General features: G+C 73.0%; 17 protein-coding genes. 7 read left to right on the top strand and 10 right to left on the bottom strand.

Annotated features, from left to right (window positions below; all coding sequences use genetic code 11):
* Positions 1-175: 175 nt before the first annotated feature.
* Entirely contained in the window at positions 176-1,216 is a 1,041-nt protein-coding gene (locus AN216_RS22790; protein ID WP_244502608.1) for a hypothetical protein, read from the bottom strand.
* A gap of 195 nt (positions 1,217-1,411) precedes the next feature.
* Positions 1,412-2,005: an HhH-GPD-type base excision DNA repair protein gene (locus AN216_RS22785; protein WP_070198585.1), complete on the bottom strand. Its 594-nt coding sequence runs from the start codon at positions 2,003-2,005 to the stop codon at positions 1,412-1,414.
* 361 nt (positions 2,006-2,366) lie between these two features.
* Between AN216_RS22785 and AN216_RS22780 the strand changes: the two genes are divergently transcribed.
* Entirely contained in the window at positions 2,367-3,917 is a 1,551-nt protein-coding gene (locus tag AN216_RS22780; protein ID WP_244502602.1) for a helix-turn-helix domain-containing protein, read from the top strand.
* 399 nt (positions 3,918-4,316) lie between these two features.
* Here AN216_RS22780 and AN216_RS22775 read toward each other — a convergent pair whose 3' ends face one another.
* From AN216_RS22775 to AN216_RS22740, 8 genes are all read right to left on the bottom strand, one after another.
* Positions 4,317-5,657 carry an SPFH domain-containing protein gene (locus AN216_RS22775; protein ID WP_070198583.1) on the bottom strand — a complete coding sequence of 447 codons (1,341 nt, stop codon included), beginning with the start codon at positions 5,655-5,657 and terminating at the stop codon, positions 4,317-4,319.
* Positions 5,654-7,528, bottom strand: a complete 1,875-nt coding sequence (locus AN216_RS22770; RefSeq protein ID WP_244502601.1) for an SPFH domain-containing protein — start codon at positions 7,526-7,528, stop codon at positions 5,654-5,656. The genes AN216_RS22775 and AN216_RS22770 overlap by 4 nt, the downstream gene beginning before the upstream one ends.
* A gap of 232 nt (positions 7,529-7,760) precedes the next feature.
* Positions 7,761-8,480 (bottom strand): ABC transporter, encoded by a 720-nt coding sequence (locus AN216_RS22765; RefSeq protein ID WP_338059281.1) that lies wholly within the window; start codon positions 8,478-8,480, stop codon positions 7,761-7,763.
* Complete coding sequence (locus tag AN216_RS22760) at positions 8,480-10,009, bottom strand: hypothetical protein (protein WP_079166874.1); 1,530 nt, start codon at positions 10,007-10,009, stop codon at positions 8,480-8,482. The genes AN216_RS22765 and AN216_RS22760 overlap by 1 nt, the downstream gene beginning before the upstream one ends.
* A complete protein-coding gene (locus tag AN216_RS22755) occupies positions 10,006-10,839 on the bottom strand; it encodes an ABC transporter ATP-binding protein (protein ID WP_070198623.1) in 834 nt (277 codons plus the stop codon). The genes AN216_RS22760 and AN216_RS22755 overlap by 4 nt, the downstream gene beginning before the upstream one ends.
* 107 nt (positions 10,840-10,946) lie before the next feature.
* The gene (locus tag AN216_RS22750; RefSeq protein ID WP_070198582.1) at positions 10,947-11,804 is read right to left on the bottom strand and encodes a zf-HC2 domain-containing protein; all 858 of its coding nucleotides are present in this window, start codon (positions 11,802-11,804) and stop codon (positions 10,947-10,949) included.
* Positions 11,801-12,466, bottom strand: coding sequence for an RNA polymerase sigma factor (locus AN216_RS22745; protein ID WP_338059280.1), 666 nt, complete (start codon positions 12,464-12,466; stop codon positions 11,801-11,803). Before AN216_RS22745 ends, AN216_RS22750 begins: the two co-directional genes overlap by 4 nt.
* Positions 12,467-12,517: 51 nt before the next feature.
* A complete protein-coding gene (locus tag AN216_RS22740; protein WP_070198581.1) occupies positions 12,518-14,818 on the bottom strand; it encodes an ATP-binding cassette domain-containing protein in 2,301 nt (766 codons plus the stop codon).
* Positions 14,819-15,219: 401 nt separating this feature from the next.
* Between AN216_RS22740 and AN216_RS22735 the strand changes: the two genes are divergently transcribed.
* The 6 genes from AN216_RS22735 to AN216_RS22710 all read left to right on the top strand — a co-directional run.
* Positions 15,220-15,420, top strand: a complete 201-nt coding sequence (locus AN216_RS22735) for a hypothetical protein (protein WP_420855790.1) — start codon at positions 15,220-15,222, stop codon at positions 15,418-15,420.
* 8 nt (positions 15,421-15,428) lie between these two features.
* The gene (locus tag AN216_RS22730; protein WP_070198579.1) at positions 15,429-16,157 is read left to right on the top strand and encodes a hypothetical protein; all 729 of its coding nucleotides are present in this window, start codon (positions 15,429-15,431) and stop codon (positions 16,155-16,157) included.
* Complete coding sequence (locus AN216_RS22725; protein ID WP_070198578.1) at positions 16,154-17,242, top strand: DUF6895 family protein; 1,089 nt, start codon at positions 16,154-16,156, stop codon at positions 17,240-17,242. Before AN216_RS22730 ends, AN216_RS22725 begins: the two co-directional genes overlap by 4 nt.
* A complete protein-coding gene (locus AN216_RS22720; RefSeq protein WP_244502599.1) occupies positions 17,239-18,285 on the top strand; it encodes a DUF6895 family protein in 1,047 nt (348 codons plus the stop codon). Before AN216_RS22725 ends, AN216_RS22720 begins: the two co-directional genes overlap by 4 nt.
* A complete protein-coding gene (locus AN216_RS22715; RefSeq protein WP_070198577.1) occupies positions 18,282-19,397 on the top strand; it encodes a serine hydrolase domain-containing protein in 1,116 nt (371 codons plus the stop codon). Before AN216_RS22720 ends, AN216_RS22715 begins: the two co-directional genes overlap by 4 nt.
* A 178-nt stretch (positions 19,398-19,575) precedes the next feature.
* The coding region (locus AN216_RS22710) for a glycoside hydrolase family 3 protein (RefSeq protein ID WP_079166872.1) at positions 19,576-21,250 on the top strand (1,675 nt) is incomplete at its 3' end.

Raw genomic sequence — 21,250 nt, 5'->3', positions numbered from 1 at the left:
CGGTCCGCAGCCGGTGTGGCAGCTACCGGCTCCGGTGAACCACGGTTTCCCCCAGCGCTCGCTGCTGGACGGGTCCTTCTGACGGTGGACGCTGAAGCGCCCCTCGCCCGTGTCGCTGCCGCTGCCGACGGCGCGCGCGTGTGCGATCACCGCATCCACCGGCCCCCCGAGTGCGTCATTCGCCTCCCCCGTCACCCCCACCACCCCCGTCGCCCCCGTCACTCGCGTCGCCCCCGCTGCCACCGCCCCTGCCCCCGCGCCACCCGTCCAGACTGGCGCCCAGCCCGGTGTCGCCGCGGCAGGTCCCGGCCCCGGTGGGCCACCGCTTCCCCCAGCGTTTCGGGCTCGAGACCCGTCGCTCGTCGTCCGCGCCAAGCCGGATCACGCCGTTGGTGTCGCCGATACCGAAGGACACGGCGAGCATGTGCGCGGCGACCGCGTCCAGGGGCTCGCTGGTGTGGTGCGAGATCTCCGCCAGTGGCAGCAGCACCTGGCCGGAGGGAAACTTCCTGGGCTTGACGATCTCGGCGATCTCGTGCCCCTCGCGCAGAAGCCGCGAACCGTACGTCCCCCGCCGCCGCAGGATCCACTCCTGACCGACCATCCGCAGGACGACCTCGTGTGGGGGATACCTCTCCCTGAGGAAAAGTTCGACGGGCTGGCGGTCGAGCGTGATCCGGAGACTCCGGGTGGGGTCGCTGGGAGCCAGCGGGAGCTCGCCGGCCCGTAACTGCAGAAGCCACGCCTGCTCCGCCCACACGTCCACGCGCGCGGACAGTCGGTCCACCGCCACGGTGACCGGGCCGGCCGGTCCCGATGCTGCACGGCGGGCTATCCACAGCGGGACGTCCAGCATCAGGGCGTGATCCGCCTGCTCTCGCACCGTCTCCGGCCCGCCGCTGTGCCGCACGGCCAGTTCGCCCAGCGCGCGGGCGAACTCGGCGGCGCGGCGCGGTTTGACCGGCCTGCTGGACCCGGACACGCGGGTGAGGGGGACGGAGTCGCGCGAGGCCCCGAGGTCGCGGAGGGGCCGCTCGGCGCCGCCTCCGCCCAGCCACTGGTCGCGTAGGTACGCGTCCGCCATCGCCAGCAGGTTCAGCTCCGCCACCGGGACCCTACCTCGACCGATGCGTACTTCCCCTTTGTCCAGCTGGACGCGTCGTGCCAGCGGGCTACGCGAACTCTCGCCGTACAACAGGTCGTCCACGGTCTCCACGATGCCCCCCGAGTCCTTCGTACCTTCCCACGCCTCGCGTCGAGTGCTTCCCTCCGCCACTTTTGCCGCCGGACACGGGGTCCATGCCAGCCGTGGCGAACGGTCGCGGCTCCGTTACCTTCCCGAGACGATGAGTCCCCATGTGACAGCGGAAGTTGACGTGATCGGACCGTGGCACGCCGTCGTCGGCCCCGCTCAGTCGTCCCGCCGCGCCCGCGCCTTCGCGGCCTGCTTCTCCTCCCGCTTGTGCGCCCGCACCTTCTCCAGCGACTCCGGACCGGTGATGTCCGCCACCGAACGATGCGCCCCCAACTCGCCATACGCCCCCGCCGCCTCCCGCCAGCCTTCCGGCCGCACGGCATACTGCTTGCCGAGCAGCGCGAGGAAGATCTGCGCCTTCTGCGCGCCGTAACCCGGCAGTGCCCGCAGCCGGGAGCGCAGCTCGGTGCCGCTGTCCACGTCCTGCCACAGGGCACGCGGATCGCCGGAGTACTCCGCTATGAGGTGCTGGCAGAGCTGCTGCACGCGCTTCGCCATCGATCCGGGATAGCGGTGCACGGCCGGCTTCGCCGACAACAGCGCCGCGAACTCCTCCGGCGGATAGGTGGCTATCGCGTGCACGTTGAGTTGGTCGGTGCCCATGCGCTGAGCGATGGTGTAGGGACCAGTGAACGCCCACTCCATGGGCACCTGCTGGTCCAGCAGCATGCCGACCAGCGCCGCCAGTGGGTCGCGGCTGAGCAGTTCATCGGCCTCGGGTTGCTGCGCGAGCCGTACGCTAACGTCCATGGCCTCAGCATCCCCCGACCACGTACGGGCCGCATCCGGGTGTGGATAACTCTCCGCCCGAGGCCGGGGGCACTCGAACGCGACACTCGAACGCATCGCGCGGTCACCACTCACCACGCACCACGCGTCGAGCACCACGCGCCACGCGGCTCCGGCGAGCCCGCTGTTCGCGGACGCAACGAACCTCCAGCCGGCGAGGGATGTGTGCGTTCCGTGCGGAAGCGGACCGACGGTACTGAGCGTGGCGCCCGGCGGTGCAGGGTGTGGCGGACGACACGGTAGGAGCGCGCCGGCGTGGGCAGGGGACATGGCGGGACGGAGCCTCGCGGTGCCGACAGACCGGCGGAGGGGACGGAGAGACGTGCGGGATGCGGGAGCCCGGCCACAGGCCGGGCAGCTGGACGGGCTGCTGAAGGTGGTGCGGCGCCAGACGACTCGCGGGGTCGAGCCGGACGTACGCGAGGTGCTCGACTGGCTGCGACGCCAGACGGGCACGCACGTCGCTCTGGTCGGGGACACCGGCGCCGGGGATGCCGGGGACGCGGTGGAGGCGGCCACCGAGGACTTCCCCCGTACGGCGCTGGGCGTCCTGGCACCGCTGCTCGAACGGTTGGTCAGCGGTCAGCTCGCCGCGGCCGCGAGTACGGCCGGGGCGCTGCACGTGCGCTGCGAGGCCCTGGGACCGCACGAGCCGGGTCCGGTGCTGGTGGTCGTCGGGGCCTCGGAGCCGACCCCGGAGACGGTCGCGCTGTGTCAGCAGACCGCGAGCGTCCTCACCCTGCTACGACGTGCCGGGGTCGGCGACCGGGCTTGGCGCGAGTACGAGTACAAGGCACGTCAGTTCCGGTTCGCCGTGCTCTCCGCGCTGCTGATGGGAGAACCGATGCTGGCCCGGCGGATGGCGACGGGCGCCGTTCCCCCGCTGCTGGACGCCGGTCGACTCCGCGTCTACCTGCTGCAGTGTCCGCCGGCGGAGCGTGACCGAATCACCAGGGCTCAGCAGGACCCCTCCGGCTATCACGGGCCCGACCTGCTGGTGCAGTGCCCCGTCTTCAACGACCTGCTGATATGCCTGGTCGCCGACGAGCAGCGCGGTGCCGACGAGCAGCGCGGTGCCGACGAGCAGCGCGCGGACCCTTCCGACGGTCGGCCTCCGAGGCGGGGAGCGGCTCTGCACCGCATGGTGCGGGACAACCCGGCCTACGCGCTGGGGGTCAGCGGGTCACATGTCCTCGGCGCGACGGCCGAGGCGTACAGCCAGGCCGCCAACGCCCTGGCCGCCGCCCGTACGACACCGGGCCGCGTCGCCTTCTTCCACGGCCGGACTCCGCTGGACGGACTCCTGCCGCGCCAACCCGCCCTCGAGTGGGCACGCGCGCTCCTGAGGCCACTGGAGTCGGCACCCAAGACGAGCCGGGACGTCACCCGGCTCGTCGTGAGCATGCCCCGATCCGCCGTGGCCCGGCTGCTCGGCCTCAGCCGCAACACCGTCACGGCGCACATCCGACGGGCGGAACACGCCCTCGGCCAGGACCTCGCCGACATCCGCTGCCGTGCCGCCGTGCACCTGGCCCTCGCCCTCGACAGTTCGTGCCCGCCGCTCGAGTCCGGGTACGAGGACCGCCCGCCGCCCTCCCTGAAGGAGCTGTTGGACACCGAACGCGTCGCCGTCTGGGCGCACACGACTCTCCGCCCGCTCGAGACCCGGTATCGCCGCACGCTGCGGGAGTGGATCGACGCCAACACCGACGCCCAACGGACCGCCCGTCACATGGGCATCAGCCGCAACACCGTACGAGCCCATCTGCGTACCGCCGAGACGGAGTTGGGGCTCGACCTGCTGACCACCGGGATCGGCGTCCACGATGTCGTCCACGCGCTCCACGTCACGGCCATCCGGCGGGTCGACTGAGCGCCGTGCACAATCGGCGGTCGCGATTGAGCATCGTGCACCTTGGTCGGCGGGTGCGGTGGCGCATAACGTCTGTCTGGCCGAGCCGCTAGTACCGCGGCTCGATAACCGGGGGATGAGCCGGGGGCCCGTGCGCTACGGCGCACGTGCCTCCGGAGTAAACACGCGGCGTGCTACACGCCGGTACACCGTGCCCTGGCGCATCTGGGCGTGGCCGAACCGGTGCGTGCCGGCCGCGAACCGGCCCCGCCCGGAACGCAGCACGGGCGGGGCCGTCACTCGCCCGCCCGCGGAACGGGCCCGCCTCTCCGGTCGGGCGTACGAACGAGAAACCGGCGGCCCCGCCTCCCCAGCCCGCACGGGACGAGGAAGCGGGGCCGCCGCACGGCCGACGGGTGGCTACTCGTCGTCGCGTTCCGCGGCGCGCTCGGCGCGCGTCCGGTTCCCCTTGCCGCCGCTCACGCCACCGCCGGGCAGCGTGCCCATCCTGGGCAGCAACTGCGCGGTGAGCAGCGTGGACAGCGCCGAGGTGTCGCCGCCACCGTCCCGCCCGTCGGTACGTACGACCAGCGGCTGCGGCGCCTGGCCGACCAGTTCCGCGCCCACCTCCAGCCGACGGCGCGCCAGTTCGTACTGCAACACCACCCGGTTGTCGCGGTACGCCTGAGCCAGCCGACGTTGGGCCCGCACCTCGTTCTCGGCGGAGATCAGCTCGCTGCGGCCTCGGGTCTCGATCTCGAAGCGGACCTTCTGCGCCTCGGTCTCCCGCTCCTCCAGCAGCTGGGCGACGTCCTCACGCGCCTTGTTCAGCGCGGCCTTGACCTCGACGATGCGCGCGTCCCGCACCTTCTTCGCCCGCTCGATGTCCATCTGCAGGCTGTCCGTACGGCGCTTGCGGGTCAGGCCCCACTCCTGCTCGTACGACGTGCGCTCCTTGGCGACCCGTTCCCGGGTGGCGAGGTGCTGCTGGTACTGCACGGGCAGCTGGACGTCCGGGATGTTGCAGCCGGTGATCCGCACGCCGTACCGGGACAGCTGGTGGTTCAGCAGCTGCTGCATGTCGTCCACGTCCGAGCCGCGCAGGTCGTACGCCTGCTCCGTGCGCACCTGCCGGCCGCGCTGCCGGATGGCGTCCTGCACGGCGTTGGAGAGGACGAGGTCGAAGTTGCCGGCGCCGATGGTGCGTACGAAGAGCACGGCGTCGGTGATGCGGAACTTCAGGAAGAACTCGATGGACCGCAGCGGCACGTTCTCCCGGGTCGGGCAGGCCACCACCGGCGCGGAGTACGGGATCTCCGTCGCGGTGTCCACCACGAAGTCCACCCGGGACCAGGGGTGGAAGAGGAAGTGCCGGCCCGGTTCCAGGGTGCTGCTGATCGCGCCGTACCGGGTGAGGACGCCGGTGGTGCCCTGCTCGATCTTGACGATCGAGGAGCGTACCCACCACAGCCCGCCGGCCAGGAGCAACACCACGGAGGAGACGTACGCCACCGCGGCGAGCGCGCCGTACGCGATGTCGCTCGCGCCGTCGGAGTCCTGCGCCGAGAGCATGATGCCGGTCAGCAGCGCGAAGACGCCCAGCCACATGGGCAGCATCCACCACACCCGGCGGCGGTGCCGGGGGATGATGACCGGCACCAGGGTGCCGGCGTCGCCGCCGCGCAGCAGTTGCGGGATGTCGCTCCAGGCGGCGACCTCCTCGGTGATGACCGATCGGCGGCTGTTCCGTGCGGTGCTCATTCGCCCGCCTCCCCCAGGTCGTCGTCGTGCTGGTCGCTGAGTCGGCCGTCGGTGAAGCGGAAGACGGCGGTGCCGGTGTCACCGGTGCCGCCCGCCTGGGCGGTGTCCGTGCCGGTGTCCGTGCCGGCGCCGGTCGGGCCGCTCGTCTCCGCGGCTGGCGTGCTCTCCGGTGTGCCCTCCGGCGTGCTCTCGCCCTCGGCGGACGGTTCGACCTCGCCGCCCGTGCCCGGCACGGTCGGCTGATCGGTCCGCAGCAGCGCCGCGATCTCCGTCTCCCGCCCGGCGATCCGCTGCGAGACCTCGTCCAACCGGGCCCGTACGGCGGCCATGTCGCTCTCCGAGAACAGCTCCGTGCCCTGTTCGCCGACGAGTTCCCGGGCCAGTGCCAGGAAGTCCACGCCGGCCGCGCCGCCGTCCTCCTCCGAGCCGCCGATGCGTACGAGCCGGGGCAGGTGGTCGGCGACCTGCTCCAGGGTGTCCAGCACCTGACGCTGGTAGCGGTACTCCAGGATCTCCGGCGCCTCGGCCGCGGTCACCGCCCGGATGTCGAGCGCCTGAGCCTCCAGCAGCGCGGCGTTCGCCTTGGCCTCCGACTCGGCCTGTACGTACCGCTGGCGGGCCAGCGCCTGGGCCCGGTTGGTCTCCCGTTCCACGGCGGTGTCCATCCGCGCCTGGTGCTGGGCGATGTCCGCCTGGATCGCGGACAGCGTCTCCTGCCGGGTCGCCAGCTCCTTGCTCAGGTCGCCCTCGTCCTGTTCCTTGCGCAGCTGGAGGGAGTACTCGTGGGTGTACGCCTCCTTGGCGAGCCGCACCATCTCGGGCGCCGCGAGGTCCATGCGGTAGTTGCGGTCGGACGGCTCGGCATGCGTGATGTTGGCGTTGGTCAGTTCCACGGCGGGCCGGAACTGGCCGTTCAACTGCTCCAGCAGCCGGCTGGTGTCCTCGCCCACCATGTCGTAGATGGTCGCGGCCTCCTGCTCGTAGATGAGGCTGCGGATGGTCTCGCTGACGGCGTTGCTCAGCTTCTCCTCGAAGCCCCGCACCGCGCCGAGGGTGTACACGAACTCCACCGGGTCGCTGATCCGGAACTGGATGAACAGGTCGATGGACGCCTTCACCCCGCTTCGGGTCGGCGCCTCCCGCACCGGCGCGTTGAACGGGTACTCGCGGGTGGTGTTGACGATGTACGACACCCGCTTCCACGGGTTGAGCAGGATCACCCTGCCCGGCCCGACGACCGCCTCCAGCTTCCCGAACCGGGTGATCAGCGCGTGGCAGCCGTCCGGCACCATCACCATGCCCTGCCGCCACCACACGAAGGCGATCGCCAGCAGCGACATCAGCCAGTAGTGCAGGCCGAAGAGCGGGTTGGTCAGCACGCTGTCCGAGATGCCCGCGGCGGTGGCCGTGCCGATGACTCCGACGACCAGCAGCATGCAGACCGGCAGCATGCTGAGGAAGGAACGGCCGCGCGGGATCACCATCGGGCAGATGGAGTGCACCTTCTGCCCGCCCTCCCGGACCTGTTCGCTGCGGTTGAGCGTCTCCCCGGCCTCGTCCAGGGCCACGGTCTGCTCGGACATGACGGTGTCGATGTCCCCGCCCTGCTCCTTGGCGGCGGGGAAGTCGGACGGGTTCATGCCGTCCTCCTGGGGCCCCTCCGCCCCGTCCTGCTGGCCGCCGGACTTGCCGCCCGACCTGCCGCCGGACTTGCCGCCCGACGAGCCGCCGCGGCCACCGGACCTGCCACCGCGGTTGCCGCCGGTGACCCGTACGCCGGTGCGCTCGCCGAACTCGTCCAGCACTTCTCCGGCACCCTGGCTCTCGGCCACCGTACGGGCTGCCCTTCTCAGGTCGTCAGCTCGTGCCACGCGTCCCCCTGTTCACTGGTCTCGCGATTCGTACGTCATCCCACACCACGCCGATGGGGGGACGAAAGCTGCTGCTACCCAAGGTGACGACTTTGATGCGCCGCTGGTTTCGGCTCCGAGGCTACTGTTTTCCCTCGCGACGGCCCCGCGCCGTCTTCCGAGGACGCTGAACGGGCCTGGCACGGCCTCCGAGCGGCCGCCCGCGCGGGCTGTCCGTAACGGACCGTGGTGGTCAGCCCCGCCGGCGGCCCAACCGCCGTACCGGATCAGGCGCGCAGCCGGCCCAGCCGAGCACCGCCACCGCGAGCAGCACGGCCCAACGCTGGTGCGCCACCTCCCAGCGCGGGTCCCGCAGCGGCACGAACAGCTCGAACCCGTCCGGCTGCAGCGCCATCACCACGACCACCAGCGCCAGTACGGCGCCGCCGACGCCGGCCCCCGGTGCGCAGACCCCCGTGCAGCGCACCACCCCCGCGGACAGCGCCACCGCCAGCGCGCACAGCGTGGCGGCCTCCAGCGTCACGGCGCCGTACGGCAGACCCTCCGCCCGTACGGCGGCGTCCCCGCGCTGGCTGAGCAGCAGGGCCGCCGCCCACCACAGCGCCGCCACCGGCAGCACGAGCCCGACGCGCAGGGCCTGGCGCAGCGGGCGCGGCACGGGCACCGCCCCGGTGGTGTGCCGCGCCGGGTCGTCCAGCAGGAAGGCGGCGGCCAGCGCGCCGCACAGTGCCGTCGCCCGCAGCACGTTGAGCCGTACGCCCTGGTCCAGCTCCGGCGCGAACGCCCAGGGCACCGCCGCCAGCAGCAGGCCCACCAGCGCGGCGGCCAGCGGTGAACGCCAGGGCAGGGCACGCGACTCCGTCCGCAGCAGCACCGCCACCAGCCGGGCCCGGGTGCCGGCTCCGGAGGCCGTCGGGGCCCGCCCCCGGACATCGGCCCGGCCCGCGGGCATCAGCACGCGCTCGAGGAAGTGGTGCCGGCATGGGCCGGCGGGCTCACGCCGAGCAGTTCGGCGGTCCGCTCGGCGGAGACGCCCGGCCGGGTCAGCTCCGTCAGGTGCTGACGCACCCGCTGGGTCACCTCGTCCGTCGGCTGCCGCAGCAGCTCCCGCAGCATGCGTTCCGTCTGCTCCTGGAGGCCGGGCAGGACGTCCGTGGTGTCGGTCGCGGCAGTGGCCAGCCAGCCGATGAGGACGTTACGGGAGTCGCAGTACCGCCCCGCCGCCGGTGGGTCGTCGTCCAGCACCAACGACCGGGAGAAGCTCGCGGCGAACTCGAGTTCCGTGTCGGTTTCCCCCCAGGCGGTGCCCACGGTGCCCGCGTCATCCGCGGGCTTCATGCTGATGCCCTCGGGCGCCCCTACGGCGTCCACCCGCTGTCGTACCGTACGGGGCGCCTCCCGCGCCGGCGGTCCGACCAGCGTGCGCACGGCCTCGGTCACGGCGTGCCACTCGTCGGCCCGGGGCAGGTAGTCGTCGTACGCGCAGTACGTCGTCCGCCCGTGCCGTACGCAGTCCTGCACCGCGGCCGGGTCGTTGGTCGCCCGCTCGCGGTCGGCCGTCAGCTCGGCGCTCGGGCCTCGGGTCTGCAGCGCCCCGGCGGTGCCGGCGACCACCAGCGCGCCGATCAGCACGCTCCGTACGAGCCGGCCACGGCTGCCGCTGAACCACCCGGCGGCGGCCGTGCACAGCACCGCGATCGCCAGCAGGTACACGACGTGCCAGCCGGCGGGGCGGCCCAGCAGCGCGGCGGGCTGTGGTTCCGGCGCGAGCGAGGGCACCGTCGGAGCCAGCCAGGCCGAGCCCTCCGGGGCGCCGACGAACACGAACGTCACGGTGATGAGCAGCAGCGTCACCAACGGCGCCAGCAGCGCCGAGCGCGACAGCCGTCCCAGCAGCACCCCGAGCGCACAGAGGCACAGCACCACCACCGGCCCGGTCAGCAGCTCGGCGACGGAGCCCTGCCCCACGGCGCCGGGCCGCAGCGCGTCCCGCAGGTACGCGGCGAGCGTCAGCAGCGCCACCGCCAGCGCCAGCGGCAGTGCGGCGAGCACCCGCGCCAGGGTGCGCCGGTGCGGCGCCAGCACCAGCACGTCGAACTGCCGATCGGTGCCGTGTCGGTGGGCGCGCAGCGTCGCCGAGTTCGTCGCGATCATCCCGGCCAGGCCCACCAGCAGCGCGCCCAGTTGGGCGTCCTGGTCGGCGTAGTGCAGCACCGGGTACGCGTCCGGGCCCTCGCCGGGCAGGAACAGCGTCACCACCGTGCCCAGCAGCGCCAGCAGCACCAGCGGATGCCGCGCCAGGCGCCACGCCTCCGTGCGAGCCAGCGCCAGCGTCGCGCGGCGAGCCGCCGCCGGGGCCGGTTCCGCGGGGGCCAGCGGGTCCGAGGGGCCCGATGGTGACAGCACCGCCGTGTCGGCGCTGTCCGTGCCGGCGGGGCCCGTGCCGGCGGCGTCCTTGTCCGTACGTCCCGCCCCGGTCACGCGTCCTCCTTTGTCGGGAGGCCGCCGAGCGTCAGCAGGTAGCCGTCCTCCAGGGTGGGTTCCAGCAGTCTCGCCCCGTCCGGTGGGTCGCCGAGGTTCCGGAACTCGCCGGTTCCCGTACGCCAGCCCGCCAGCGCGGCCGGTTCGCGTGCGGTGCTCGCCCACACCCGACCCGCGGCCTGCTCGGCGAGTTCGGCCGGCGTACCGTCGAACTCGATCCGGCCGTGCGCCAGCACCACCACCCGACGGCACAGCATCGCGACGTCCTCGGTCTGGTGGGTGGACAGCAGCACCGTCCGGTCCTCGCCGGCCTCGGCGATCAACTCACGGAACCGGATGCGCTGTTCCGGGTCCAGCCCGACGGTCGGCTCGTCGAGTACGAGGAAGCCGGGGTCGTCGACGAGTGCCGCCGCCAGCGCCACGCGTTGGCGCATGCCGCCGGACAGCGCCCGGATGCGCTTGCCGCGCACGTCCGACAGACCGACCGCGGCCAGCACCCGGCGCACCTCCTGGTGTCGGGCGGCACGGTGGGTGTGCTCCCGGAGGATGGCGACGTAGTCGACGAACTCGAAGGCGGTGAAGCCCGGGTGGAAGCCGGGGCTCTGCGGCAGGTAGCCGAGCTTTCGGCGGACGGCGGTGCGACCGCGCACGCTGCCGGGGTCGTCGTCGAGCACGGTCAGCGTGCCCTGGTCCGGGCGGATCGCGGTGGCGAGGACGCGCAGCAGGGTGGTCTTTCCGGCGCCGTTCGGGCCGAGTAGTCCGGTCACGCCCGGATCGAGGCGCAGCGACACCTCGTCCAGGGCGACGGTGCGGTGGTAGGTGAGGCTCAGGCCGCTGGCCGCGACCGTCGGCGTCCCGGCGGCCGGTCGGCGCGTGGCATCGGCCGGCGCCGCGGTGCCGGGCGACGCCGCCGTCCCGGAAGAGGAAGGGCGAGTGGTCACAGCAGCCTCCTGGCGGCGAATCGGAAGGACGGGGTGAGGTGTCGGGCGGTCTCGAAGTGGTGGCGCGCGGCCACCAGCGCGACGCCGGCCAGCAGCCCGGTGCCGGCGGTCGTCAGCTGCCCGACGGCGGTGTACGGGAACGGCGGGCCGTGCGACAGCAGCCAGCCCAGCAGCAGCGACAGAAGCCACCCGGCGCTGACGAGGCCGGGCGCGAGCACCGGCCCGAGCCGGGGCATCAGGGCCAGGCCCAGGGTGGTCAGCGCGAGGGCGGGCAGCAGCCAGCCGGCCGTGACCGTCGCGAAGGACGGCATCGCCAACGACGCCAGCACCCCGGTCGGCAGCGTGCTGGCCAGTACCGCCGAGGCCCGTACGAGCAGCAGCCGGAAGGTGTGCAGCGGCGCGGTCACGGTCAGCTCGTACGCCGGATCGAGCCCCGGCCCGAAGGACAGCACCATCCCGGCCAGCGGCAGCAGCGGCGCGGTGCTGAGCAGCAGCAGCGGGGTGGTCGTACGGCCGACGAGTACCGCCAGCGCCAGTACGAACAGCACGGACGCGAACCAGGACCAGCGCAGCACCGGGGCCGCGGCGAGGAGCCGGGCGATGTGGTCCGGCACCCGGGCTCGGAGCAGCAGCCGCTCGGCGAGTCCCGGGCTGGGCGCGTCCAGTTCGGCGTCCAGCCGCGCCCAGCCGTCGGCCAGCTCCCGCGGGTCGGCGTGCTCGGCGAGGACGGAGCGGCAGTGCGGGCAGCCGGCCAGATGCGTCTCGGCCGACCACAGGCGCGGTGGCGGGAGGTCGCCGGCGGCGTACGCCCGCAGGTCCTCCTCCGACACGTGCCAGGGCTTCGCGGAAGTCAAGTCAGCTCCTGACGCAGTTGTTTACGGGCGCGCATGGCCCGGGTCTTGACGGTTCCGGCGGGGATGCCGAGCAGGATCGCGGCCTCCCGGGTGGTGAGGCCGTCGAGCACGGTCGCCTGCAGGACGGCTCGGAGTTCGGGGGCGAGGCGTGCCAACGAGCCGGCCAGGTCGCCGTGTTCGACGCCGGAGAGCACCCGGTCCTCGGCGGAGTCCTCGGTCCGGTGCCGGAGCCGGGCCAGCGCTTGGCGCACCCGGCCGCGCGCGCTGGCGCCGCGTACGGCGTCGATGAGCCGGCGGGAACCGATCCGCCACAGCCAGCCGGCCACGTCGCCGTCGTGCCGGTAGCGCGCCGTGCCGTGCCAGACGGCGAGGAAGGTCTCCTGGACGAGGTCGTCGACCAGCGCGTGGTCGGCGCAGCGGCTACGGAGGCGGAGGGTCAGCCAGGGAGCGTGCGTGCGGTACAGCTCCTCGAAGGCGTGCCGGTCGCCGGCGGTGGCGGCACGCAGCAGCTCGCCGTCCGTCCGCGCCGCCCGCGGGCCCTGGCGCGTGTCAGGTGCCGCTCCCGGGGCAGCCGTACGCGGCGGCGTGCCGGGGGCGTTCCGCCGCCCCCGGCCGTCCTGCTCGCTTCGGTCTCCCGGGTCCGCCCGGCGCATGTCGTCCACACCCCCTCATCGGATGCCGGGGCTCGAACGGTTCTCGGGACGACGGACGCGTTACCGCGAGCCGGCGTCGACGTACGTACGTAGGTGCTGGGCGGTGCGGCCCTCGCCCCGCTCGACCAGTTCGGCGGGGGTGCCGGTGAACACGATCCGGCCGCCGTCGTGTCCGCCGCCCGGACCCAGGTCGATGAGCCAGTCGGCGTGCGCCATCACCGCCTGGTGGTGCTCGATGACGACCACCGTGTTGCCGTCGTCGACCAGCCGGTCCAACAGCCCCAGCAGCTGGTCGACATCGGCCATGTGCAGACCGCTGGTGGGCTCGTCCAGCACGTAGACGGAGGACTTCTCCGCCATGTGGATGGCCAGCTTGAGGCGCTGGCGTTCGCCACCGGAGAGGGTGTTCAGCGGCTGGCCCAGCCGCAGGTAGCCCAGCCCGACGTCGTTGAGCCGGTCCAGTACGGTCCGGGCTTGCCCGGAGGGGAAGAAGTCCCGCGCCTCGGCCACCGACATGCCCAGCACCTGGCTGATGTTCCTGCCCCGCAGGGTGTACGTCAGCACCTGCGGGGTGAACCGCTGCCCCTCGCACTTCTCGCAGACGGAGGCCACCCCGGCCATCATCGCCAGGTCGGTGTAGACCAGCCCGATGCCGTTGCATCCCGGGCAGGCGCCCGCCGAGTTGGCGCTGAACAGCGCCGCCTTCACGCCGTTGGCCTTCGCGAAGGCCGTACGGATCGGGCTCAGCACCCCGGTGTACGTCGCCGGGTTGCTCCGTCGGGAGCCGCGGATGGGCGACTGGTCGGCGACCAGCACGTCGTCCCGACCCGACAGGTAGCCGTGGATCAGCGAACTCTTACCGGAGCCCGCGACCCCGGTCACCACGGTCAGCACGCCGCGCGGCACGTCCACGCTGACGTTCCGCAGGTTGTGCAGGTCGGCGGCCTTGATCCGCAACTGGCCGAGGTGCTCGCGGGGTTGGGTCCGCAACCGCGCGCGGTGCCCGAGATGCCGCCCGGTGCGGGTGTCGGAGGCCCGCAGACCGGTCACGGTCCCCTCGAAGCAGATCCGCCCGCCGTCCTCACCCGCCCCGGGGCCCAGGTCGACGACGTGGTCCGCGATGGCGATGACCTCCGGCTTGTGCTCCACGACCAGCACGGTGTTGCCCTTGTCGCGCAGCCGCAGCAGCAGGTCGTTCATCCGCTGGATGTCGTGCGGGTGCAGCCCGACGGTGGGTTCGTCGAAGACGTACGTCACGTCGGTCAGGCTGGAGCCGAGGTGCCGGACCATCTTCACCCGCTGGGCCTCGCCGCCGGAGAGGGTGGACGAGGTGCGGTCCAGGGTGAGGTAGCCGAGGCCGATCTCCACCAGCGAGTCCAGGGTCTCCCGCAGGCTCGTCAACAGCGGGGCGACGGAGGGGTCGTCGAGGCCGCGCAGGAACTCCGCGAGGTCGTCGATCTGCATGGCCGAGCAGTCGGCGATGTTGACGCCCTCGATGGTGCAGGACAGCGCGGCAGAGCTGAGCCGGCTGCCGCCGCACGCGGCGCAGGCCGCGAACACCACGGCACGGTCGACGAAGGACCTGAGGTGCGGCTGCATCGAGTCGCGGTCCTTGCTGAGGTAGGTCCGCTGGATCTTGTGGACCAGACCGTCGTAGGTGATGTTGTTCGAGCCGACCTTGATCTTGGTGGTGGGCTTGTAGAGCAGGTCGTGCCACTGCGTCTCGGTGAAGTCCCGGAGCGGGACGTCCGGGTCGTAGAAGCCGGAGTGCGCCAGCACCTGCCAGTACCACGAGTCCACCTGGAAACCGGGGGCGGTGATCGCGCCCTCGTTCAACGAGCGGTCTCGGTCGAGCAGTTGGTCCAGGTCTATCTGCGAGGTCTCACCGATCCCCTCGCACTCGGGGCACATGCCCTCCGGACCGTTGAAGCTGAACGCGGTCGCCGGCCCGACGTACGGGGTGCCCAGCCGGCTGAAGATGATCCGCAGCATCGTGTACGCGTCGGTGGCGGTGCCCAGCGTGGAGCGCGAGTTGGCGCCCATCCGCTCCTGGTCCACGACGATCGCCGCGCTGAGATTGTGCAGACCGTCGACGTCCGGCCGGCTCGGACTGCCCATGAAGGACTGCAGGAAGGCGGTGTACGTCTCGTTGATCAGGCGCTGGGACTCCGCCGCCACGGTGCCGAACACCAGCGAGGACTTGCCGGAGCCGGATACGCCGGTGAACACGGTGAGGCGGCGCTTGGGGATGTCGAGCGACACGTCGGCCAGGTTGTTCTCGCGCGCGCCCCGCACCTGGATGACGTTGTGTTGGTCGGCCGGCGGATCGCTGGGTTGTGGGCGGGACGGTTCGGACGACATGCGGGATATCTCCTTCATGCGCTCGGTTCGCTCTTTCTTACGCTCGGTTCGCCTCCGGGCGCTCGTACCCGGTGTCGACGCTCCTCGACGCTGCACTCGCTCGCAGGCTCGCTCGTCCCCTCGGCCTCCGGGCGGGGGAGACCCCATGCTCACTCGCTGTCCCCCACAGAACCCGGAGCAGGGAGGCGAGCGAACCCTGAGGGCGCACCTGCCGCCTGGGCATGTGCTGTATCCACAGGAACCCGGAACGGGGAGGCGGGTTGACCGGAGGACACGGAGTTGGGCGGCGGGAGCGGCGTTCAGGCTACCCGGAGTGGGGGCGGGAGAGAGCGGTTGCTGAGACTCCGTTTGCGAAGGTGGACATATCACCCTCTACTGGATGAACGGCATGAAACCGACCCATGAGGGGTGATCCTATGATGCCGGTCGAGACTCCGCGTAAGCTCCCGACCTCCTCCGACACCACGGCAGACGTGGAAGCGCTGCTCAACCCGGCGGAAGCGGACGGTACGTTCCGGGACACCGCGGAATGCAAGGGCGGCGGCACGCTTCTCGGACTGCTGCTCTTGTCCTCGCCGACGCCCCGACCGAAGAAGGGCTGACCGAGGTCGTGGAGACGGAGGGTTCGGGCACCACGAGTCGCCTCGCGGACGTGGTGCAGGAGTTCGCCTCCGCGGTCGTCCCCGCCCTTCGGGGTGGGGACGACCGCTTCGACCTGCTCGGCTCGGTGCTGACCCAGGATGACGACCCGCTGGCCGCCGCGGCCGTACGCGTACTCGCCGCCGACGCCCTCGCCCCCTGCCTGCTGGCCGAGAAGGCCACCAGCGAACGGGACGTGCTGCTCTTCCGCCAGGCGATCGACGGCTACCCGCCCACCCCGGACGCCGCCGTCCCCACCGTGTGGAGTCACTGGGGTATGCGGGCCGCGCTGGGCCGCTTGCACGTCGGGGCCCCCGGTGGGGAGACGCACCAGCACACCGCCCCGGACACCGCCTGGGTCGCCGCGCAGCCCTGGCAGCGCATGACCCACCAGCTCGCCCAACTCGCCTCGCTGGCACTGCCCGGGCTGCCCTCCCCGCTGGCCACCGCCGTGGCGGCCCGTCCGGTCGACCTGGCGCGCGGTTTCGTACGGGCCGTGCGGCGACGGGACTGGACCCAGGCCGCCGGCGCCGGCCGCTGGCTGACCGTGACCCCGGGGGTACCGTCCTCGCTGGGCCTGCCGGCGGGCCTGGAGTTCGTACGGCACATGGGCGGCGCCGACGCCCGGGTCGCGCTGCACGTACGGGCCGCGCAACTGGCGGCCGAGCGGACGCGCGTGCCCAGCGAGGCCAGCGTATGAACCTGGCTGGCTGGGAGCACGTGTCACGGGCGGCGTTGTCCTGGCTGCACGGGCGGCTGCCGCGGTTCCGGCCGCCGCCCGGGGTGGCCGACCCGGTGGACACGCCGGGGGAGAGCCGGGACCTGCTGCTGAAGCCGCTCGGTGAGCTGGCGCAGTTGTGCGTGTGCGTTCTGCGGGCCGCCCCGGCGGGCAGCGTGCAGCGTCGACTCGCCCGCGAGATGCTGGACTTCGCCTGGCGGGAGACCGGGCGCGGCGAGCTGTTCCGTACCCTCGCGCGGGACGAGCCACATGCCGTACACCCGGTGGAGACCTACGGGCCGTTCGCCGAAGCCGGGCTGCGGCACCGGGAGTTCGAGGAGTACGCCCGCTTCCTCGTCACCACCCGCGCTTGGTCGCTGGCCGAGGAGCCGCCGACCCGCGCGTTGGCGCTGCTGAACGCCCGGCGCCGGCTGGGCGTCTCGTACGCCCTGGGAGGTGCCCGAACGGCCGATCCGCGGGCCACGACGGACGAGGCGTTCGCCGAGGCGACGCGCCGCACCTGGCTGGGTGGCCTGGCCGAGCCCTGGACCTTCGAGGCACGGGTGGGCTACGCGCTCACACACCACGTCTTCCACCTCACCAACTGGGGTGCTCTGCCTGAACAGTTGCCGCCCGAGGTCCGGGATCACCTGGCGTTGTGGCTGCCGGCCTGGCTGGACTGCTGTGTGGCGGGCCGACACTGGGACCTGACCGGCGAACTGCTCGCCGTGGCGGCCATCCTGCCGCCGCCGCACGCGGGCGCCGTGCCGATCGCCGAGGCGTGGGAGGCGTACGCGGCGGCGCAGGACGCGGATGGCGCGTACGCGGAGTTGGGCACGCCGCCGTCGGCGGAGACCGGGCAGTCCGACCACGACGAGGAGCGCGTCTTCCGCGCCTGCTACCACGCGACGGTGGTGGCCGCCCTCGCCGCCGTGCTGGCCGCCGCGCGGCACCGTACGAGCGCCGCGACCGCCATGACCGGCGCGACCGTACGTCCGCACGCCGACGCCGATGCCGCGTCGCCCGTCCCGCTGTCCCTCCCGACCACCGGTGGTGACCGATCGTGACCGCGACCAGTACGTCCGCGACCAGCGCGTCGGTGCCCGGCACCGCGGCGCCGCGCCTGCTGCACGGCGTCGGCGCCCGTGCGCTGGAGTGGCTGAGCGCCAACCGCGAGCAGTTCCGCGCCCGTACGGACGCCACCACCACCCGGGTGGAGGTGATGGAGCGGTTCAAGCCGATCGGGGAACTCGCGGTGATCGGCAAGGTGTTGCTGCGCGAGGGCGTCGCCGGCTCGGAACAGGCCGTGCTCATCCGGGAGTTGCTGGACTTCGCCTGGGACGATCTGCTGGAGGGCGGCGAGCTGCTGGCCTGGGTGCAGCGTCAGGAGCCGATGTCGCCCATCCCGCTGGAGCTGTACGTCCCCTTCCGGGAGTTGGGACGGCAGCACAGCGACCTGGAGTCCACCGTACGGCTGGCGCACGGGCTGGCCAGCTGGGGCGGGGTGGAGGTGGTGCCGAACCGGCGGCTCGGCCTGTCCAGGGTGGAGTCGCGCGCGGGGCTGAGCCCCAGCATCGAGCCGGACGAGGCGCTCCGCCGCACCTGGCTGGGACGTACGCCGGAGCCCTGGACGGTGGAATACCACATCGCCTACGACGTCACCCACACCGTGTTCCACCGCACCGACTGGGGCGAACACCCGGAGTACCTGCCCGCCGACATCGCCGACTACCTGGCGCGGTGGCTGCCCGTATGGCTCGACGACTGGGCGGAGCTGCGGCAGTGGGACCTGCTCGGCGAACTCCTCGTCGTCGACGCCTGCCTGCCCGAACCGACCCTGGACGCGGGACTGTGGCAGCGGTACGCCGCGGCCCAACTGCCGGACGGTGCCATGCCCGCACGCGATGACGCGCCGGAGCGTGCCGCGGCCGGCGGCGGTGGCGGGGACGGCAGCCCGGGCGAGGGCGGCAGTCCAGGCGAGGGCGGCGCCGATCCCGCCGAGCTTTTCGACTGGATGTACCACCCCACACTCGTCGCCGCGTTCGCCTCCGTGCTGGCCACCTCACGCGCCATGACGGCACTGACCGGGCCGTCCCCCGAGCCCCGGTGAACGCCGACCACGCGGACCCGACGGACCCGGCGGACCGTACGCTGTCCGACCGCGTCCGGGCCGCCGTGGACACCGTCGACGCCCCGGACGTGGTCTTCGCGTACAGCCGGCACGGCCGACGCACCATCACCACCGGTGGCACCGGCACCGCGCCGGAGACCCCACGGGCGGAACTGCGTTACGAGATCGGCTCCGCCTCCAAGACCCTCACCATGCTGCTGCTCGCCGACCTCGCCGCCCGCCGGCACGTACGCCTCACCGACCCCGCCGACGCGTGGCTGTTCCCCCCGCCCGCCACCTCGCTCGGCGTCCCGTCCGGGACGCGCCGAGCCCGGCGAGTCCAGTCGTCCCGGCCGCCCCACCCGGGACCCGTGACCCTGCTGCACCTGGCCACCCACACCGCCGGACTGCCCCGGCTGCCCCGGGACTTCTACCGGCAGGCCGTGCCCCGCTGGCGCAGCAACCCGTACGCCGGCTACTCCCGCGACCGACTGCTCGCGGCCTACGCCCGCACCCGGCCCCGGCATGCCCCGGGCCGCCGCTGGCGCTACTCCAACTTCGGCGCCGCGCTGCTCGGCCCGGTCCTCGGCGCGGCCACCGGGACGCCGTACGCCCGACTGCTGCCGCACCGGCTGTTCGGTCCGCTGGGGATGACCTCGGCCGGCGTGCTGCCGCTCGGGCCGGGTACGGACGCGGTCGGGCACGCGCGGGACGGCGTGACCGCCGTGCCGCCGTTCGACACCGGCGAGGGCTTCCTGCCGGCGGGTGCCGTCCGCGCCACCCCGGCGGACCTGCTCAGCTACCTCGAGGCGCATCTACGGCCGCACGCGGGGCCGCACGCCGACCGGCTGCGTACGGCGCTGCTCGCCGTGCAGCGACCGCTGCTCGACCGGGGGATACGCCATCGGCACACGCACACCCTGGCCTGGGTCCGCCACCCCAGCCCGTACGGTCCGCTGTACTTCCACTCGGGCGCCACGACGGGGCAGGAGGCGTTCCTCGCCTTCCAGCCGGACACCGGTCGGGCGCTGGTGGCGCTCGCCACCCGCCGGTACAGCGCGCGTACGACCCTCACCCAGGCCGCGTACGGGCTGCTGACCGAGCTCCCGTGAGGGCGGACAGGCGCCTGCGGGGCCCCGGAACGGTCGGGCGGGGAGGGCCTGCTTGCCTGCTTGACCGCGAAAACCGATCACTCTACGGTTTTTCTGTGTGTGCCCGCGGAGGCTCCCGTCGGGCACGCCGTGGTCAGAGGAGCGATCGCAGCCCAGCGGACGACCGATAGGTGCGCCCATGTCCCAGCCCGCCTCCGCACGCCGACCCGCCGAGCAGACGCCTGCCGACCCGCCGTCCGCCGACCCGCCGTCCGCCGATCCGGCGCCGGCCGATCCGCCCCTCTCGCTCGCTGAGAAGGCGTCGCTCACCAGCGGCGCCAGCGCCTTCAGCACCGAGGAGCTGCCGGCCGCCGACGTGCCACGCGTCCAGATGTCCGACGGGCCGCACGGTCTGCGGCTGCCCCGGCCGAGCGCCGAGGGCGGGCAGTTCGACCTGAGCAGCGCCGCTCCCGCGACGTGCTTTCCGCCGGCGGTGGCGCTGGGCAGCAGTTGGGACCCGGAGCTGGCCGCCCGGGTGGGCGGGGCGATCGCCGCCGAGGCGCGGGAGTACGGCGTGCACGTCGTGCTCGGCCCCGGCATCAACATCAAGCGTTCCCCACTGTGCGGCCGCAACTTCGAGTACTTCTCCGAGGACCCGCTGCTGACCGCCGAGCTGGGCGCCGCGCTGGTGCGTGGCCTACAGGCCGGCGGGGTCGGCGCCTCGTTGAAGCACTACGCCGCGAACAACCAGGAGACCGACCGAATGCGGGTCAGCGCGGACATCGACGAGCGTCCGCTGCGCGAGATCTACCTGCGCGCCTTCGAGCGCGTGGTGCGCGGCGAGCGCCCGTGGACGGTGATGTGCTCCTACAACGGGATCAACGGCGTGCCGCTGAGCGAGAATCCCCGGTTGCTGACCGACATCCTGCGCACCGAGTGGGGTTTCGAGGGCGTGGTCGTGTCCGACTGGGGCGCGGTACGCCACCGGGTCGCCGCCCTGCGTGCCGGGCTCGACCTCCAGATGCCGGGTACCGAGGGCCGTACGGACCGGGAGGTGAGCGCGGCGGTGGACAGCGGCGAGCTGGCCGAGTCGGTGCTGGACCGTTCCGTGGCCCGGCTGGTGCGGTTGGCACGCGACGCGCGGGCGGGTGCCTCCACGGGCGTCTCCACGGGCGCTTCGCCGGACGCTTCGCCCGGTGCCCCGTCCGGCGCCGCGTCCGGTGCCTCGCCGGATGCCGGCCGGTCGGTGCCGTACGAGGCGCACCACCGGCTGGCCCGCGAGGCGGCGGAGCACAGCGCGGTCCTGCTGAAGAACGACGGTGGTCTGCTCCCGCTGGACCCGGGCAGCGGCAGCGTGGCCGTCCTCGGCGAACTGGCCCGTACGCCACGCTTCCAGGGCGCAGGCAGCTCCCTGGTGACGCCGACCAGGCTGGACACCCCGCTGGACGCGTTGCGTGAACTGGCCGCCGGCGCCCGGGTGGACTTCGCGCCCGGATACGAACTGCCCGCCGAGCCGGGCTCGGCGGGCTCGTCGAGTTCCCCGGACGCCCAGGGCACAGTCCTCGCGGAGGCCGTACGGCTCGCTGCCAGCAGCGAGGTCGCGGTGCTCTTCCTGGGCCTGCCGGCACCGGACGAGTCGGAGAGCTTCGACCGTACGCATCTCGACCTGCCCGCCGAACAGCTCGAACTGCTGCACCGGGTGCGGGAGGTGAACCCCCGGCTGGTCGTCGTGCTGTCCAACGGCGGCGTCGTACGGACCGCGCCCTGGCACGAGGAGGTGCCGGCACTGTTGGAGGGCTGGCTGCTCGGCCAGGCGGGGGGCGGCGCGCTGGCGCGCATCCTGTTCGGCCTGGTCAACCCCTCCGGACGGCTCG

Origin of the sequence: Streptomyces oceani, assembly GCF_001751245.1 — a bacterium.
Taxonomy (GTDB): Bacteria; Actinomycetota; Actinomycetes; order Streptomycetales; family Streptomycetaceae; genus Streptomyces; species Streptomyces oceani.
This window is presented reverse-complemented; position numbering and strand designations above follow the sequence as displayed.

Bases quoted from the DNA above. Each gene is read 5' to 3' on its own strand.
- AN216_RS22785 (WP_070198585.1), bottom strand. From the start codon at position 2,005: ATGGACGTTAGCGTACGGCTCGCGCAGCAACCCGAGGCCGATGAACTG.
- AN216_RS22775 (WP_070198583.1), bottom strand. From the start codon at position 5,657: ATGAGCACCGCACGGAACAGCCGCCGATCGGTCATCACCGAGGAGGTC.
- AN216_RS22765 (WP_338059281.1), bottom strand. From the start codon at position 8,480: ATGCCCGCGGGCCGGGCCGATGTCCGGGGGCGGGCCCCGACGGCCTCC.
- AN216_RS22740 (WP_070198581.1), bottom strand. From the start codon at position 14,818: ATGTCGTCCGAACCGTCCCGCCCACAACCCAGCGATCCGCCGGCCGAC.
- AN216_RS22735 (WP_420855790.1), top strand. From the start codon at position 15,220: ATGAGGGGTGATCCTATGATGCCGGTCGAGACTCCGCGTAAGCTCCCG.
- AN216_RS22725 (WP_070198578.1), top strand. From the start codon at position 16,154: ATGAACCTGGCTGGCTGGGAGCACGTGTCACGGGCGGCGTTGTCCTGG.